The sequence below is a fragment of the Pontiella desulfatans genome (genome assembly GCF_900890425.1).
In the GTDB taxonomy this organism is placed as follows: domain Bacteria; phylum Verrucomicrobiota; class Kiritimatiellia; order Kiritimatiellales; family Pontiellaceae; genus Pontiella; species Pontiella desulfatans.
In genome coordinates this window covers 1,316,988-1,333,997 of record NZ_CAAHFG010000001.1, presented here as the reverse complement: position 1 = coordinate 1,333,997, position 17,010 = coordinate 1,316,988, and the positions used below count along the sequence as shown (strand labels likewise).

Here is a 17,010-nt window from a genome sequence, read left to right as displayed (position 1 = left end):
TTGCGAACATCGTGTGTTTGAGGGATGCCCTCCAAACCATTGCCTGCTACTCTGTTCGCTTTAAATGGATGGAAAAGGAGAACAGGATGGGACTGGAAGTTAACCGTAGATTTTTCATGGCCGGGGCAACAGCCTTGGCAACCGTACCGGCACTTGGCGACAAGGCGAAAAAGCCCAACGTCATTATTGTGATTACCGACGACCAGGGCTATGGCGACCTGGCGTTCACCGGCAACCCGGCCATCAAAACGCCGAACATCGATAAACTGCGCACGCAGGGCACGCTGCTCAATAACTACCACGTCGATCCCACTTGCGCCCCGACCCGATCGGCGCTGATGACCGGCCGCTATTCCGACCGCGTCGGCGTGTGGCACACCGTGCAGGGCCGCAGCATGCTGCGCCGCCGCGAAACCACCATGGCCGACGTCTTCAGCGCCAACGGATATTCAACCGGTATCTTCGGAAAATGGCACCTCGGAGATTGCTACCCCTTCCGGCCCGAAGACCGCGGCTTCCAGCACTGCGTCTACCACCAGGCGGGCGGGGTCGGCCAGGCACCCGACTATTGGGGCAACGACTATTTCGACGACACCTACATCGTCAACGGCAAGCACCAGCGTTTCGAGGGCTTCTGCACCGATGTCTGGTTCGATGAAGGCATGAAGTTCATCAAGACCAACAAAAACAAACCGTTCTTCGCCTACATCACCACCAACGCCCCGCACGGCCCCTACTATTGCCCGGAGGAATACTCCAAGCCCTATGAAGGCAATCCCAATGTCTCGATCCCCGAGGTCTACGGCATGATCACCAACATCGACGACAACATGGCGAAGCTCATGAAACTGCTGGAGGCCGAAGGCATTGCCGAAAACACCATCCTGGTGTTCCAGACCGACAACGGAACGGCCGGCGGCCTGCAGAACGGCCGCGGCTACGACGGCAACATGCGCGGTAAGAAAGGTTCGGAATACGAAGGTGGCCACCGCGTTCCGTTCATCATCCGTTGGCCGGATGGCAAGATCGAGCCCGGCAAATCCATTGAACAACTGACGGCCCACATCGATATCCTGCCGACCTTCATCGATCTGTGCGGCCTGACCGCACCGAAGATCGAGTTCGATGGAACCAGCCTGGCCCCCCTGCTCTTTTCCAAAGGCCGGAGCTGGCCGGACCGTGCGTTGGTGGTGGAATCGCAACGCGTGGTCGATCCTATCAAGTGGCGCAAGTGCTCCGTCATGACCGACCAGTGGCGACTCGTGAACGGGAAGGAGCTGTTCGAGGTCAGAAAAGATCCAAAGCAAGCCGAAGACCTGTCCGCCCAACACCCGGAAGTGTTCCAAAAGCTGCGCGCGGAATACGACAAATTCTGGAACGACGTTTCGCGGGAACACGACCAGACTAGCTACATGGTGATCGGTTCGGAAAAAGCGCCCATCGTTTCGCTCTCCTCCCACGACTGGCTGATCGACAAGCTGCCGCCATGGCACCAAAACCATATCAAAAACGGCGACGTGGCAGAAATTTCGCACTGGGCGATCGAGGTCGAACGCGATGGCAACTACGAAATCTCGCTGCGCCGCTGGCCGGTCGAGGCCGACAAAGGCATCAACGACGGAACCTACGGCAAGGCCTTCAACTACAAGCAGGCACGCATGCGCATCGGCGATGTGGACGAAACCAAACCGATTCCGTCCGGTGCCAAGGAAGTCACCTTCACGGTTTCGCTCAAGAAGGGCCTCACCAATCTATCCCCGGTCTTCATTGGCGACGATCTTTCCGCAACGCCCTACTATGCCTACGTGACCCATAAACCCAAACCCGGATGGCAAACCCCGCAGGGCATGGGCATCCCCGTCTACGACCCTAACTTCGGCCGCATCCCGCCGCAGCTGAAGAAGCGATAGACGGGGACACCGGCTCCGCGCTTCGGTCTACAGGGAAATTGAAAACGGCGACGGTGTTGCCGCATCAGGGCGCTTCGCGCAATTCCGTAGCACGGTGCCCTGCATGCGGGAAACGCCCCGGGGAACCGCGCGACGAAACGCCCATGCCCCGCCCAGGTCATTAAAGGGAATAATTTATGTGATTACTTTATTATTAACTATCACAGTTCGCGAACTGTAATATAGGGAACCACCCGGCTAAACTGAACATCTGCGAGCAAAACGGAAGCCCTGAGCCAAACGGTTGGGTTTCAAGATTCAAGACAGCATCAAGAACTGCGCGGCACCCTCTTTAACCGACCGGCGCTAGTTGCCAGACTTAATGATCCGGATGCGCCACGCCTCGGCCAGGTTGGTCGAGGGGCGGTTGATGTTGAAGGTGCAGTCCAGGGTGCCGGAGGTATTGCGGATGGCTTGGTAATAGTTGTGCCCTTCGGTATCGACCGACTCGAGGGGCAACCATTTTCCTTTTACCTGCCGCTCGGCCTTCAAGGCCCACCCTGCCGGAACGTTGCGGATGATGATCGGAACGTGGCCGACCCCGCCGCGCCCGACGGTGAAGTCGGCCAGCACCTTGCTGTTTTCAGCGGCCTGGATTTCCAGCGGGTAGTTCTTGAGCAATGTCCCCGATTCAACCTCAACCGGCAGCTGAATATTGTGGGCATACTCATCCGCCACCATTTTCCAGACCTCGGAACCCTGCGTTTTCAGACGTTCGACAAATTCTTGGTCATCGCCCCAGTAAACCTCCGCATTTTTCGCCGGCAGAATAAATTCAAGCTCCCCCGTCACCACATCCCCGGCCTTGTAGGATCTACTGACCGATTCCGCGCCGAGATCAAAACTCATCTTGCTGTTTTTCCCGCGCGCAACACCGAATGGATGCATATGGACAGGAAACGGTTGGCCATTGAGGGACGACTCCATGAAGAGCAGGCCCCGCCGCCCCTTTGGATTGGATGATTCGCGATCGCTGCACCAGGTATCGTCCGCGAGCAACCATGAATGGTTAAAGGGAACCGGCTCATCGCCATAGCCGTCAAGGCCTTCCGTCCGCCCCAGTTCCCTAGTCAGTCCGGCTTCATTGCCAACATAGTATTGTTCAAAGTTTACCGAGTGGTAATAGTCCGCCGCCATCTGGTGGAAGATCAGCCGTTTCGGCGATAGGACGTCCTTCAAAAACTCATAGCGATAGGAATGGAAACGTCGGTGGTAGTCGGCCGTCCGCACCGAACGGATGCGATAGTTGAAGCGAATGGCATCGTCGTCGGTGACGCCGGAATAGTGGACTGCGGTCATGTTCGGGCCCGTCCAATGGAAGGCGGTTTTCTGCTGCTTCACCCAACGGTAGGTATTGCTTGAATCGAAATAGACGAGGAAGTCGCCACCGCCCACATTCTCCGTCCAGTTGTAGGCCTTACCCCCATTCTTGCTCGACGTAAAGGCGGGGCGCACGTCGGCAATGAAGGCCGCCCCCAGGTGCTGGGAGGGATCGTAGCACATCGATTCGCCCCAGCAGCCCAGCGCACTCTCGTCCCACTTCCAGTTTCCGCCGTAGCCAATGACGCTGAGGTGCGAATATGAAACCGCCGCCACACCGCCCCAGAAACCGGTTACCACGCGCAGGCGTAGCGTCCGCTTTTCACCGGCCTTGATCGGAACCATGGCATAGCCCCGGAGCCACGGGCCGTCGTGCTTAACCCGATGTTCCTTCTCGTTGTGCCAGTTTTTTGAAATCTGTACCGGGATGCCCGTTGGGCGTCCATCGGCCTCGCAAAGCAGCATGCTGGTTCCGGTGATTGCCTGCGTTTTGATCTCGTTGAAGATCAACGGGAGCACCGCATCCTGCTTCGATGGGTTGCTCAACTCGATGCTATATTCATCCAACCGGTCCTTGTCCTGAGGAAACTGGACTCGTTCCAGCGGAAGATCGAAGCGCAACCCGCATTCCTCTTCGTCGAAAACACACTCCAGCGCCTTGCCGTCCTTCAGCATCTCGGCCCTGCGGACATATGCCGCAACGTCCAAGGGATGGAACGACCGATCCTCATGGGGGTGCAGCATCAGCGATGCGCGGTTCCCGTTGCCCCCCGACCGATGCATCTTGCCGGCCGGCGACTCCAACTGAATGCCCGTTTTACCGACACCATCGATTCCGGACATATCGAGCAGGAGGCTGACGCGATCCGCCCACGCCGTGATCTCCAACCGCCCCCGTCCGTCAAGCGAGTTGCCGAACTTGTCCGTAAAGACCAGCCCCACATGATCGAACCGTTGGACATACTGCCCGCTTTCGATCAAACGTACCTTCTGGTCGGCCCCTTCCTGCACGATCCCGGACGTGCAGGTATAAAGAACGCCGTTCTTTTCCACCCGCAGCGTTAGTCTTGCCGGCGAAAAGCTGGAGACCGTCTGGTTCAATGCCGTTATGTAATCGGAACCGTCCAGCGCATCGTAGCCCGACAACTGCATGGTGTCGCAATCGAGTTTCAGGCTATAGAACCCGGTCTGCACCACCACATCCGGATTCTCGCGGGCCGGTCGGTTGGCCATGCTTTCCGCCCGGCGGTATTTGGACAGACGGGTCGGATAGCCGTTTTCGAAATAGATGAAGGTATAATGCCGGTTCACGTCCTCCGCCACGGCCAAGGAAGACAAAAGCCCCATTGCCAACAACCCGATTTTCCATGCCGATCGCTTCATCTGCCCCCAACCTCAACTATTCAGTGAAGCAAGGAACATACAGGTTTTCCAATGCCCAGGCATCCCCCATTTGCAGGATGGTTCCGCGCCGGGAACGGGCAATGGACCTTCCGTTGCGGGGAGGGAAACTAATATCTCGTGGGTTTGGGGCCGGTGGGGTAGACCCGCTCGCAGCTCTTGTCGAGGAACTGGCCTACTTGTCGCTCCTGCAGGGTTTCGAGGTTGTCGTACAGCCAGTTCGCCGTCGAATTGTAGGCAACGATTTCGCCGCGGACGTCGGTGACCAGCACCAGACTTTCGGCCACGCGCATGCCGCGGCGGTGGTCCATCAGGTCGTAGTCCATCAGCTGGACGGCCCGCTTCCCTTCCATCCGGAAGGCGCGCTTGTTCTCGGCCGTCGGGGTGAAGTGCGCAACCTGGTGGTCGAGCAGCTTGTATTTGTCGGCGTCGAGATACTGCTGGCCGAACGCATAGTATTCCACCTTCAGCTCGTGGTCGTAGGCCATGGAGTTTTCCTGCTTCAGCTTGGCCCCAAAGGTCCATTCGAGGACGCGCGGCGGGGTTTCGTTGAGGTAGGGCGTGGTTTCGATGAACACCTGCTTGCTCGAGCGAAGGAAATCGACCGAGAACTTCGGCGGATTCGAGATCTGGATATAGTCGATGTCTTCGGCCGAAACCTCCGCCACGGGCACCTTGACCTGCTTGCCCTTGGCCGAACGCAGCACGACATCGTTGCCGATCTTGGTGATGTATTCGGCTTCGACGGTCTTGCCGTTGTTAAGCGTCCACAACCGCATCTTGGAAGGCTCCTCCTCCGCCCCGGGCTCCGGGGCTTCGGCCTCCTGCTCGGCCACCACCGCGGTGTTGGTGTTTTCGGGCACCAGGTAGTCCCGGAAGATGGGGCCTTTGAAAACGTCGGCCTCGCCCGGAACGAGATGCTCGAGGATGGCATCGGCCAGGTCGTGCGTGGTTTCCGCCGTCTTGAACATCGGGAAGATGCCGCGGCTCTGGCGGTTGTTTTCGTATTCCGCGTCTTCGACCTCCACCGTCAGCATCGAGCAGAAGGTGCCGCCCGGCACCTCGCCGACGATCACCTCCATGTCCACCGGCTCGCCGGCCTTGAGCTCGATCCAGTCGCCGCCCCAGGCCAGGTTGTTGCCCATGTAGAACTGGCGGTTCTTGGTGGCGTTGCTCACCCACTTCCCGCCGATCAGGTAGGTGCCCCGGTTGTTATCCTCCCAGCAGGCGTTGAGCACGATCTCCCCGTTCACCCGCACCGCCAGGATATCGTCGCCCATCCCCCAGAAACGGAACTTGATATCCTCCGGATAAACCAACTTCCCCTTGTAGTGGACCATCCACGCATAGCCGATGGTGTCGGCTTCGTTGAACGCGGTCGGCGCAACCGACGAGCGGATCGGCGGCATCATGAAACTCGTCGCATACCGCTTGTTCGGCGAGCGGTAGTAGCGGCTGATCGACGAGGGCTTCCAGCCGCTGGAATTAAACTTGATCATCGCGTCCACGAACTGGACATCCGACATCGGGATCGGGCGGCCGGCGCGGTCGCGCTTGAAATCGTAGAAGGTGCCGACAAAGTCGTTGCCGATGGTCTGCCCGCCGCCGAAGACCGTCATCTGCTGCAAATCCGGCAGTAGCTCGAACCCGCCGATGTCCCCGACCAGGCCATCCGCCATCCCGCTCATTTCCGGCAGCTGGATGTCCGGCATGCTGGCGCGCTTGACCTTTGTCACGATGCGGGTGGTCGGTTTCGGCTTGGCCGTCTTCTTCACCTTCACCTTCGGCTTCTTGAGCTTCATCTTCGGGCGGTCGACCGGCTTCGGCGGAACAAACTTCGTCTCCTCCTTCTGGTGCACCGTGAACACCACCAGCATGCCGGCCAGCAGGAACGCCGCCGCATGCACCAGCAAACTCACCACAAACCCGCTCGGAGCCCCCTTGACCACACCCTTCGTTTTTTTACCTTTTTTAATCAAAACAAGCCCTCTCCCCTTATTGCTTTCAAGGCATTGCGCCAGCACGGCAATGCCCTCTCCAATTTTCCGGTTTTTGTACACGTTCCCATATAGCTGGATAGCTGTCCATGAATATCCTCCACACTACTAGCACTATATTCCCAACCATGCGCAAGTCAGCCGCCTGACAGGCCGCCCAAACCTACGCGTATTCCTTCAACCGTTCGGCGAGGGTCGTGGTGCGATCGCGCGATTCGGCGCGGGTGATGGCAAGGTTGAGCGCCTTCTTGGTGCCGAGCACAATCACGAGCTTCTTTGCGCGCGTGAGCGCGGTATAGATGAGGCTGCGCTGGAGTAGGACAAAATGCTGGGTGTGCATCGGGATCAGGACACAGGGATATTCGCTGCCCTGGCTCTTGTGGATGGTGATGGCATAGGATAGCACCAGCTCGTCGAGCTCCCGGAAATCGTAGACCACCTTGCGCCCATCGAAATCGACAACCAGCTCGGATGCATCGTTGTCGATGGACTTGATGCGCCCGATGTCGCCGTTGTAGACATCCTTGTCGTAGTCGTTCTCGGTCTGCATCACCTTGTCGCCGGTGCGGTAGGTGATGCCGAACCGCTCCACCTCGTCGCCGTGCGGGTTGAGCAGCTGCTGCATCACCACATTCAAGTTGCGGGCGCCCAGATCCCCCTTCTGCATGGGGGTCAAAATTTGGATTTCGTCCATCGGGTTAAAGTGGAATTTTTTCGGGATGGACTGCTTGATCATCTTGCCGACCAGCGCAAGCGCCTTGGCCGGGTCGTCGGCCTCGACAAAATAGCAATCGCTGGTCTCGCCTTCCTCGGGAAACTCCGGCGCCTTACCTTGGTTGATCTTATGGGCGTTGGTGATGATCCGGCTCGATGCCGCCTGGCGGAACACCTCGTTGAGATGGCCAACGGGAATGGTCTTGGAGCGTATGATGTCCTGTAGCACGCGCCCCGGCCCCACGGAGGGAAGCTGGTCGGCGTCGCCGACGATGACGACGGCGGCATGCAGCGGAACCGCATCCATCAATTGGGAACCGAGCACGACATCAATCATGCTCGATTCGTCGATAATGAGTACGTCGCATTCGAGCGGGTTTTCGGCATTGTGGACAAAGCCACCTGTCCCCGGGTTGAATTTGAGCATGCGATGGATCGTCTTGGCCTCCATGCCGGTGGTTTCGGCCATGCGCTTGGCGGCGCGGCCGGTCGGGGCGCAGAGGTTGACCCGCATTTTCTTGGCCTTCAGCACCATCAGCACGGAATTGACCAGCGTGGTTTTCCCCACGCCCGGGCCGCCGGTGATCACCATCACCTTGGATTCGATCGATGTCCTGAGGGCGTTGCGCTGGGCGGCGGCGAGTTCGATGCCGGCCTTTTGCTGCACCCACGCCAGCGCCTTGTCGAATTGGACGGGCGGGCACGGATGCTTGCCTTTCTGCAAGACCTGCAGTTTTTTCGCCAGTTCGATTTCGGCGAAGTAGAGTTTGGGTAGATAGACCAGATCCCGCCCCTGGAAATCGGCTCGCTGGATCAGGCGCTTGGCTTCCACGGAATAGTCGAGCGCGCGCTCGATGATTTCGAGGTCGATATCCAGCAGCTCGGCGGTGCGCGATAGGAGGTCGTTGCGGACATAGGCGCAGTGCCCGTTGGCGGTCAGCTCGCCCAGGGTGAATTCGAGCCCGGCGCGGGCCCTGAGATCGGAATCCTTGGCAATGCCCAGCTTCATGGCGATCTGGTCGGCAATCAGGAAGCCGATGCCGCGGATGTCGCGCGCCAGGCAGTAGGGATCGCGCTGGACAAATTCGATGGCCTTGTCACCATAGGTTTTGTGGATGCGGAAGGCGCGCGTGGTGCTGATCCCGTGGCTAAAGAGGAACGACATGATCTGCCGGACGTTCTTCTGCTCGTCCCACGCCTTTTTGATGTTGTCCTTGCGCTGCTGGCCAATGCCCTCGACCTTGAGCAACTTGCCGGAGGATTTTTCGATGACGTCGAAGACATCGCGCCCGAAGGTTTGCACCAGCCGCTTTGCATATTCCTTGCCGATGCCCTTAACCAGGTCGGAAGCGAGATATTTCTCAATGCCCTCCAGCGTATCGGGCTTGGACATGCGCATTCTCTCGGCCTTGAACTGCCGGCCGTGGCGCGGGTCGGTGAGCCATTCGCCGTCGCCCGCCATCCATTCGCCGGGATTGACCGTGGGCACGGTGCCGGTCACGGTCACCAAATCCTTATGGCCGCGCACCTTGACCCGTAAAACGCAAAAGCCGTTTTCCTCGTTACGGAAAACGACCCGCTCAATCTGTCCATCCAGCTTGTCCATCTAATACTTCTTTTCGTATTCACCCTTGCCCAGTTTTTCATAGGTGGTGAAGCCGGCGTTCTTGGCGCGGTCGTGCAGGCCGGTTTGCGAGGCGCCGACGCTGGGGGCGGAGAGTTGCCGCCGGATCTTTTCGCCGCAGCGCGGACAGGCGGTCTTCGCCTCGGCATCCATGGTTTCCATCTCCTCGAACCCCGTTTTGCAGTGGCGGCAGGATTTTTTTGGATCAACGGCGGCATATTCGCGAATGGGCATGGGTTTAGCCTTCGGTTGGAATGGTGAAATCGACGAGCGCCATTTGGCGGACATCGAACACGCGCTTGATGTCCGACAACCGGGAGGAGCCATACCCGATGATGGCACCGGGATCGGCGGCATCCAGCACATGGCAGCGGCGGCCCTCCACCTCGACCCACGGCACGGCATCCAGCTCCGGATATTTGCTCGTGAAGCGAACCAGGGCGAACACGTGGTCGTCCGTGAAAACCATGTAGGTCGTAACGCCGACGGATTCAAGCAGCGAACAGAGCAGGACGGTCTGGTCTTCGCAGTCGCCGCCACCGGAGATCAAGGTGCTGAGCGGATCCTTGGCGTGCTCCTCCCCGTCGGCTGGATCGGAAACATAGCGGATTTCGTTGCTGACCAGCGAAAGGATCGCCTTGGTCTTGCGCAGCTCGTCGTCGTTGCAGTCGCGCACGGTACGGACGGCCAGCATATTGATCTGCTCGTCGAGATAATCCACCTTCTTGAGATAGCCCATGTAGTTGCCGGCAATGAGCGTGTTGGCCACATCCCCGATCTGCTCAATCTTGAAGATGGCCTGCCCGCATTTTTCCAAGGCCCCCAGGAAGCGCAGCCTGCCGCTTGCCGCATCGTTCCAGTTGGAGACCGTTACGGCAACGAAAGCCAGCGAAAGCAAGGCCATCAGGATTTGAACCATCGCCTTGCGAAAAACGATGAACAGTAGCGCCAGGCTTCCGTATATGGTTGCTGCAACCGCAACCGGGGAGGAGAGGTTCCGCACAACCATCCGCAACGAAAACAGGACAAGCAAGGCGCTCATGAACGCAACGAGATACCACGTCCGGGTATACATCGAATGTTTCCGGGGAGCCGTCCCACAGTTGAAGAGCGCGTTGCTGAACAGCATCAGCCCCAGCAAGGCCGCCGTTCCGCCCACGATTTTCATCGGAAGCGATGGCCAGTAGAGGTAGGTGCAGGCGCAGAAAATAAAGAGATAGAGCGAGAGCAGGGAGAACGAAATGCGCTCGTCGGCATTGAGTGAACGCGTTTCGCTCGGCTTCCAGCGTCTGACGGCCGGTTCCCTGCGTTCCTCAACACTCTGCATGTTTTCAGTCATAAAGCCCCCATTAGTACCCTGCGGCGCATTCGCAATCAAGCGATATCCGTGCCGGGTGGAGGGCAAAAACGCATGCGATGCCCGACTTGGGGCAACTCTAAAACACCTGGTTGCGTAGATGCAGCTCCGTGGGATGCGGTTTCAGGTAGTATTGCTGCCCCAGGTAAGGTTCCTGGTATTTGCGGACATAATGGTTGATGAGCGTCACCGGGACAATCAGCGGAACGTGCGCCTGCCTATAGCTCGCGATGGTTTCCACCAGTTCCTGCTTTTCATCCGGCCCAAGCTGCCTCTTGAAATAGCCGGCCATGTGCTCGAGCACGTTCACATGCTTCTTGATCGTGGCCCGCAACCGCAAGGCCTCCATCAGTTGCGCGTGATAGATCGCCTGAACAGCCGGCAACCGCTTCCCCTTCACGTCCGCAACAATCCGCCCCAGCTCCCGGTAGTGCGGAATGCTGTGCGACATCAGCAAGTATTTATGCCGCTCGTGGAACTTGACCAAGCCGGCGCGCGAATCGTCTTCGGCGAGCATTTCGCGCCAGCGCTTCAATGTAAAGAGGCGCTCGATGAAGTTTTCGCGCAAGGCGGGATCGTTCAACCGGCCCTCTTCCTCCACGGGCAACAGCGGGAAGTGCTGCATGAAGGCATGGGCAAACAGGCCCCTCCCCTTGTTGACCGGCATGCCGCCTCCGGTCGGGTAGACTTTTACGCGCTCCATGCCGCTGCTCGGCGACTTGCTCTTGAAAATATAGCCACACAGGTTTTCACGCTCGAGCTCCTTCACGCGCCGGGAACACCACGCCAGCATGGGCTCCGTAAGGTCGCGGCGCGTCTTGCCCGTAACCAAACGGGGATTTTCAGGATCGCCCTCCAGCCGCATTGTTTCGCGCGGAACGCCTAGCCCAAGCTCGAACTCCGGACAAACCGGAACAAACTCGAACCACTGGCCCAAGGTTCCCGTGATGTAGCTGTCGTGCTTATGCTGCCCATCATAGCGGACTTTTTCGCCCAGCAGGCAGGCGCTCACTCCGATTCGTATTTTTTCCATAGCCGACTCTCCCTTCTTGGTTGCAGTGCGGAAACGCCTACGGCAGCTCGAAGACCGAAATGCTGTGGAAGCCATCCGTTTCGTTCGGACCGTAGCTGAGATCAATGTTCGCGGCATAGACCTTGTTGCCGCGGCGGATGCATTCGGAGGGCGCATCCATGGACCCGTCCTCGCCGGTTCCCGGCTCGTTTTTGGCGACGATTTTCACCTTGCCGCTCTTCGGGCAGATGCAGGCAATGGCATTGCCCAGGAAGTCGGCCGTCCAGAGCTTGCCGAATTCGTCGATCTGCAAGCCATCAACGCAAGCAAGCCCCTGCTGCTTGCCCTTGCTGAATAGCGCCCAACAGGCCACTTCGCCGCTCTTCGCGAAGGTGGCCTTCCAAATTTCGGCATCGCCGAAGTTGCAGACAAACAGGTCGCCGTTGGCGGCATAAGCCACGCCGTTGGCACCGATTTGGTGTTCCTTGTTCCGGGTTTTCAGGGTCACGATCAGGTGCGGGTCGCCGAGCCCCTCAACCTCGACCGGACCGCCGTTCAACTCCTCGAGGGTGAAGCGGTAGGTGCCGGAGGTCAATGGATAGGTTTTATCGATGCTGGTATCGTTGACCACAATGTAGTCGCCATGGGCGGAAAGTCCGTTGGCCATCTGCAACCCCGCAACCACCACATCCGTGCCGACCGGCTTTCCATCCTGGATGTTGACGCGCAACAAACGGGAGAGTCCCGGCTGGTCGGAGACAAACGTCTGGTTATCGGCCACATAGAGATGTCCGTCGGAGCCGAACACCATCCCCAGCGGGCTCACCTTGCCGGTTTCCGGGTGCACCGGAAGGTCGGTAAAAACACGGACTTCGTCGTTGGAATCGATGATGCCAACCTTGGCCGGGTGCGACTGGTCGCCGACGTTGTTGATCGACAGGTAAATATTGCCATCCTTGCCGAGGGTCATTCCATCGGGGCTGTTCCACTCGTCCGGCAGCACAATCGGAGCGGAGGGTTTAACCAGCTCCCCGCCCAGCTTGCACAACCCGCTGCACCCACACGGCTCCGTCGTCTTGCACCCCGCAACCGCAAACACCGACACTGCCACCAAGCCCATAAATGTTTTCATTGCATCCATCTTCTCCGTATCCCCATCCATGCCTGAAAGCGTTCAGTTAAATCATCTAATGATTCCGCAGTATCTTGCCAGCTATTTCCCTAGGAAGTTGTCGTTTGCGGCAAGATGCCAGTCTTCGGACAGCATCTGGTTCGGAAGCAGAAACAGATCTGTCTTCATGCATTTTCCCTGTTCATTATTCATGAACATATAGGCTTCCATGCCCATTGCCACCAAAACGGCAGCGGCAACCACACGCTATTCCTCAATGATCACCCGGAAACCGAGGTAGGGCAGACGAATGTTTTCGTCGTAGCCCCAGCGCACGGCCGAGGTTGCATCCTCCGGCATGTCCGACCACGAGCCGCCTCTGACAACATACCTTCCTTCGCCATCCTTGGTGGCCGTCCACTCCTCGGCGTTGCCCGCCATATCGTAGAGTCCCCAGGCATTGGGCGTGTAGCTCTTCACCGGAGCGGTGACGTGGTGCCTATCGTTCACCTGTTCCACATAGGTGAAATACAGCGGTGCGTTGCGGCGCATCAACCCGCTGGCAAAGCGCGCCCTGTCGGACAGGTTTGCAAACCGGGCGAAGTCCGCATCGCGAGCTCCATACCAAAGGTCGGAGCCGGTCCCGGCGCGTGCCGCCCACTCCCACTGCTCCTCCGTCGGCAGCGCCACGGGCTTGCTGGATTCAATGGAAAGCCACTTGCAGAAGGAATTTGCCTTCCTGTGGCTGACGCGTACCGCGGGCTGGGCTTCGGTGTAGAGCGGTTCACCGCGCTCCGTCTGGTCTTTTTGCCGCGCTGGCTCACGAGAACCAGGATTTGCGGATGGTCCAAGCCGGAAATATCCACTTGGATCGTTCGCTCCTTCGATTCGTAATACCGCCATTCCAGCCCGTCGGCGCCCCGATCCCGATAGGCCGGGGGGCCGTTATTCCGTAACGGCTTCCTGCGCGGCGGCCATCTTCTGGAGAAACGCCACATTGCCAAATGCGCCGATGGCCGCCATGGCCACGACCCAGGTTGAAATTGTTTTTTTCATCGACTATCGACCTTCCTTCTTCGCACGCATGGCATGGGAAATCTTGATGGCCTTGGCGCGGGCCTCGTTGTCGTAGTTCCAGTATTCGTCAATCACTTGGTTGAGGGCGAACTTCGGATCGTCCTCGCCCAGCTCGGCGCGGCGCGCCTTGAGCTGCTCTTTCAGCGTTTCAATGACACCGGCATATTCCGGGTTGTCGTAGACATTGTTGTCTTCGGTCGGATCGTTCTTTAGGTCGTACAGTTCCCAGCCCGGCGGGGTGTCGGGTTCGGTTTCGCCCTTCCAACCGGCGCCGTAGAACAGGATGAGCTTGTAGCGCTTGGTGCGGATGGCAATGTGCGCCGGGTTGTCGTGGTGCGCCATGTGCATCCAGTAGTGGTAATAAGCGGCCTGCTTGGCATCCGCCGGTTCCTTTCCGGTCTCGAGAACGGTCTTGAAACTTTGGCCGTGCATGTAGTCCGGCGTCGCGACGCCCGCAAAATCGAGCATGGTCGGCGCATAGTCGATGTTCTCGACGATCGCCTCCGAGCGGCCGTTCTTGACCGACTTCGGATAGCGAACGATGAACGGCATGCGCATCGACTCCTCGTAGGCCCACCGCTTGTCCATGTAGTCGTGCTCGCCCAGCCAGAAGCCTTGGTCGCCGGTATACATGATAACGGTGTTGTCGTAGAGCCCTTCCGCCTTGAGATAATCCACCACTCGCTTGAGGTTGTCGTCCACGCCCTTGACGCAACGGAGGTAGGCCTTCATGTAGCCTTGGTAGGCATCGGCGATGATCTCGTCATCGGACTTCGATTGATCCAGATCCTTCGCCCACATGCCGCTCTTGGTGTAGTTGCGGCGCGGGTTGCGGCGGCCGATGGAGGTGCCGATGTAGGGCACCAGCTCGTCGTTGTGGCCACGCGTGGCAATGGAGCCGTGGTTCTTCCGGTCGCGCATGTTGTCGGGTTCGGGAATCTCGACGTCGGCGAGATAGGACTCGTAGCGCGGGGCATATTCGAACATGTCGTGCGGCGCCTTGAAGTGCAGTTTCAGGAAGAAGGGCTTGTTCGGGTCGCGCTTGGTCTTGAACCATTCCAGCGCCGAGTCGGCAATGCAGTCGGACGAGTGCCCTTTCATTCTAACCGCCCCTTCAAACTTCTGCGTCCAGCCACCCTGTTTATTGCTATATTGGCGGCTCTGCGTTTCCGTTGCCCCCGTCTCATAAAAGATGGGGTCGAAAAAGTCGCCCTGCCCCGGCAGCACCTTGTAGTAGTCGAACGTCGAAGGCCGTTCCTTGAGGTGCCACTTGCCGACGATGGCGGTCTGGTAGCCCGCCTTCTTCATTTCAAGGGATAGATACTGGCGCTCGGGCGGAAGCTTTTCGTTCAGGGTGATGCAGCCATTCACGGCGGCGCTCTGACCGGTCATGATGGCGGCGCGGCTCGGGGTGCAGATCGCGTTCTGGCAAAACGCGTTTTCCATCACCATGCCCTCATGGGCAATGGAGTCGATCGTCGGCGTCGGGTTCAGCTTTTGCAACCGCCCCCCATAAACGCCGATCGCCTGCGAGGTGTGGTCGTCCGACATCACGAACAGGATATTGGGCTTGCCGCCCAGGCAACTACCGGCAAGCAAAACAGACAACAGAACCAAGTTTTTCATCTTCATCATCATCACACTCCTTCAATTAGTTTAACGCGGCACCATACTGGAACCTTACGTTCCGAATCCCTCGTCGCCGCGGATCTGGTTCAGGAGCGCGTAGAGCTCCTGTTCCTTCGCCTCCGCCCGCACCATCGATCAGCTTCCATTCTCCCGATTTATCAACAATTGCATACTGTCCTTTAGACGAGTGCTGGATGAACCCGGCTCGGCGCGCTTTCGGCATCGGCTTGTCGTTCTTCGACTCGAGCCACGCGTAGGGCTCCAGATCGCGGTTCCAATGCCGCGCGAGCCGCCGGTGACGGGCGCCGTCTTTCCCTTCACATGAAGCCTCATTTCAAGGACCTCTATTTAGCAAAATCCTTAAAAGAAAAAAACTGGCTTCGACTGCATCCGTTGACAGGACAACATTTTGCACCCAATCATTTTTCTTCCACCCGTTCTTTAATAATCGCTCTTGGATATCGAGTTGCCTCAAATTAAATGACACCGAAGCATCCGATAGGATGCGGGCGGAAAGGATTCGTTGACTCACAAAAAATCACACCCTGTATACAGGGAGGATGAAAGAGATGAGTTGCGAAACCAGAATGGAATACATCGCGGTACAAAAACGCCGCTATAGGCGCGCGGAAAAGGCCTACAAGACCCGGTTGCTCGATGAAGTATGCGCGGTATGCGGCTATGATCGCAAGCATGCCACCAAGCTGCTCAACGACTCGTTTACGCCCTCCAGGGGCAAACGCGGCCGCAAAGGCGAGTACGACTCTGCTGAATTGCGCAAGACCCTCAAAACTCTGTGGCTTCGTTCTGGACAACTGTGCGGGAAGCGCCTCAAGCCTGCTATGCCACATTGGCTGAAGCACTATGAAAAACATTACGAACCGCTATCGACCGAATGCCGTGAAAAGCTACTGAGAATCAGCCCGGCAAGCATCGACCGGGTGCTCAAACCCTTCAAAGCGCAGTACCAGCGAAGGCGCAATACCGGTACCAAGCCCGGCTCGCTGCTCAAGAATCAGATCCCAATCCGCACCTCCACCGAGGACATCGACCGGCCCGGCTATCTCGAAGCCGACACAGTAGCCCACTGTGGCGGATCGATGAGCGGGGACTTCATCTGGTCGATCACCTATACGGACATCATAAGCACCTGGACGGTAACCCGCGCGGTCTGGAACAAAGGCGCTGAAGGCGTGATGCACCAAACCCACGACGTGGAAAACAAGCTGCCCTTCGCCATCCTGGGCTTCGACTGCGACAACGGCAGCGAGTTCCTCAACCACCATCTCACGCGCTACTTCCTGCAACGCAAACAGCCCGTCTGTTTTACACGCAGCAGACCGTACCACAAGAACGACAACGCCCATGTCGAACAAAAGAACTGGACGCACGTGCGCGAGTTGCTCGGCTACGACCGGCTCGACAACCCGGCCATGATCAGAGAGCTCAACGCACTCTACCGCGACTGGGAACGGCTCAACAACTTCTTCAAACCCTCGTTCAAGCTAAAAAGCAAGGTTCGCGTCAAAAGCCGGTACAAAAAGAAATACGATGCCCCCGCCACGCCCTTTGACCGCCTGAAGGTCAGCGGCATCCTTGGCGAACAACAGGAGGCTGCTCTGCAACGCGAATACGAAACGCTCGACCCTTTCGAGCTGGGCAATCGCATCCAGCGCCGACGTCGCAAGATCGAAAAAATGAAGAAAACCGGCGAGTCCGCCGCAGTCGGGGAACCCGGGTTCCCCGACTGCCTCCCCACCTTGACAACCCCCGAATTAGAGGGTACCCATTAATGCAGTCAAACGACTCCTCATCCGCA

The 17,010-nt window shown here is 58.2% G+C and carries 12 protein-coding genes; 2 read left to right on the top strand and 10 right to left on the bottom strand.

Features of this window, described 5'->3' with window-relative positions; genetic code table 11:
* The first annotated feature begins 86 nt into the window (after positions 1 to 86).
* Positions 87 to 1,910: an arylsulfatase gene (locus E9954_RS05150; protein ID WP_222847063.1), complete on the top strand. Its 1,824-nt coding sequence runs from the start codon at positions 87 to 89 to the stop codon at positions 1,908 to 1,910.
* A gap of 345 nt (positions 1,911 to 2,255) precedes the next feature.
* Here the strand turns inward: E9954_RS05150 and E9954_RS05145 are convergent, their stop codons facing one another.
* From E9954_RS05145 to E9954_RS05105, 10 genes are all read right to left on the bottom strand, one after another.
* Positions 2,256 to 4,652: a hypothetical protein gene (locus E9954_RS05145; RefSeq protein ID WP_136078148.1), complete on the bottom strand. Its 2,397-nt coding sequence runs from the start codon at positions 4,650 to 4,652 to the stop codon at positions 2,256 to 2,258.
* Between the two features lie 128 nt (positions 4,653 to 4,780).
* Positions 4,781 to 6,649: an SHD1 domain-containing protein gene (locus E9954_RS05140; RefSeq protein ID WP_136078147.1), complete on the bottom strand. Its 1,869-nt coding sequence runs from the start codon at positions 6,647 to 6,649 to the stop codon at positions 4,781 to 4,783.
* 181 nt (positions 6,650 to 6,830) lie between these two features.
* Positions 6,831 to 8,987 (bottom strand): SF1B family DNA helicase RecD2, encoded by a 2,157-nt coding sequence (recD2, locus tag E9954_RS05135; protein ID WP_136078146.1) that lies wholly within the window; start codon positions 8,985 to 8,987, stop codon positions 6,831 to 6,833.
* Complete coding sequence (locus E9954_RS32310) at positions 8,988 to 9,239, bottom strand: FmdB family zinc ribbon protein (protein ID WP_168441983.1); 252 nt, start codon at positions 9,237 to 9,239, stop codon at positions 8,988 to 8,990.
* A 4-nt stretch (positions 9,240 to 9,243) separates the two neighbouring features.
* Complete coding sequence (locus tag E9954_RS05125; RefSeq protein WP_136078144.1) at positions 9,244 to 10,344, bottom strand: transglutaminase-like domain-containing protein; 1,101 nt, start codon at positions 10,342 to 10,344, stop codon at positions 9,244 to 9,246.
* Between the two features lie 97 nt (positions 10,345 to 10,441).
* A complete protein-coding gene (locus E9954_RS05120) occupies positions 10,442 to 11,395 on the bottom strand; it encodes a YbgA family protein (RefSeq protein WP_136078143.1) in 954 nt (317 codons plus the stop codon).
* Between the two features lie 37 nt (positions 11,396 to 11,432).
* Positions 11,433 to 12,506 (bottom strand): NHL repeat-containing protein, encoded by a 1,074-nt coding sequence (locus tag E9954_RS05115; RefSeq protein ID WP_136078142.1) that lies wholly within the window; start codon positions 12,504 to 12,506, stop codon positions 11,433 to 11,435.
* 81 nt (positions 12,507 to 12,587) lie between these two features.
* Positions 12,588 to 12,749: a cupin domain-containing protein gene (locus E9954_RS32305; protein WP_168441982.1), complete on the bottom strand. Its 162-nt coding sequence runs from the start codon at positions 12,747 to 12,749 to the stop codon at positions 12,588 to 12,590.
* A gap of 3 nt (positions 12,750 to 12,752) precedes the next feature.
* The gene (locus E9954_RS05110) at positions 12,753 to 13,388 is read right to left on the bottom strand and encodes a formylglycine-generating enzyme family protein (protein ID WP_136078141.1); all 636 of its coding nucleotides are present in this window, start codon (positions 13,386 to 13,388) and stop codon (positions 12,753 to 12,755) included.
* A 156-nt stretch (positions 13,389 to 13,544) separates the two neighbouring features.
* Positions 13,545 to 15,194, bottom strand: a complete 1,650-nt coding sequence (locus tag E9954_RS05105; protein ID WP_342793750.1) for a sulfatase family protein — start codon at positions 15,192 to 15,194, stop codon at positions 13,545 to 13,547.
* Between the two features lie 566 nt (positions 15,195 to 15,760).
* Here E9954_RS05105 and E9954_RS05100 point away from each other — a divergent pair.
* Complete coding sequence (locus tag E9954_RS05100) at positions 15,761 to 16,984, top strand: DDE-type integrase/transposase/recombinase (protein WP_136077388.1); 1,224 nt, start codon at positions 15,761 to 15,763, stop codon at positions 16,982 to 16,984.
* Positions 16,985 to 17,010 lie beyond the last annotated feature (26 nt).

Excerpts from the sequence above, each read along its gene's own strand:
- recD2 (WP_136078146.1), bottom strand. The coding sequence starts at position 8,987 with ATGGACAAGCTGGATGGACAGATTGAGCGGGTCGTTTTCCGTAACGAG.
- E9954_RS05125 (WP_136078144.1), bottom strand. The coding sequence starts at position 10,344 with ATGACTGAAAACATGCAGAGTGTTGAGGAACGCAGGGAACCGGCCGTC.
- E9954_RS05120 (WP_136078143.1), bottom strand. The coding sequence starts at position 11,395 with ATGGAAAAAATACGAATCGGAGTGAGCGCCTGCCTGCTGGGCGAAAAA.
- E9954_RS05150 (WP_222847063.1), top strand. The coding sequence starts at position 87 with ATGGGACTGGAAGTTAACCGTAGATTTTTCATGGCCGGGGCAACAGCC.
- E9954_RS05110 (WP_136078141.1), bottom strand. The coding sequence starts at position 13,388 with ATGGCGGTATTACGAATCGAAGGAGCGAACGATCCAAGTGGATATTTC.
- E9954_RS05115 (WP_136078142.1), bottom strand. The coding sequence starts at position 12,506 with ATGAAAACATTTATGGGCTTGGTGGCAGTGTCGGTGTTTGCGGTTGCG.
- E9954_RS05105 (WP_342793750.1), bottom strand. The coding sequence starts at position 15,194 with ATGAAGATGAAAAACTTGGTTCTGTTGTCTGTTTTGCTTGCCGGTAGT.
- E9954_RS05100 (WP_136077388.1), top strand. The coding sequence starts at position 15,761 with ATGAGTTGCGAAACCAGAATGGAATACATCGCGGTACAAAAACGCCGC.
- E9954_RS05145 (WP_136078148.1), bottom strand. The coding sequence starts at position 4,652 with ATGAAGCGATCGGCATGGAAAATCGGGTTGTTGGCAATGGGGCTTTTG.
- E9954_RS32310 (WP_168441983.1), bottom strand. The coding sequence starts at position 9,239 with ATGCCCATTCGCGAATATGCCGCCGTTGATCCAAAAAAATCCTGCCGC.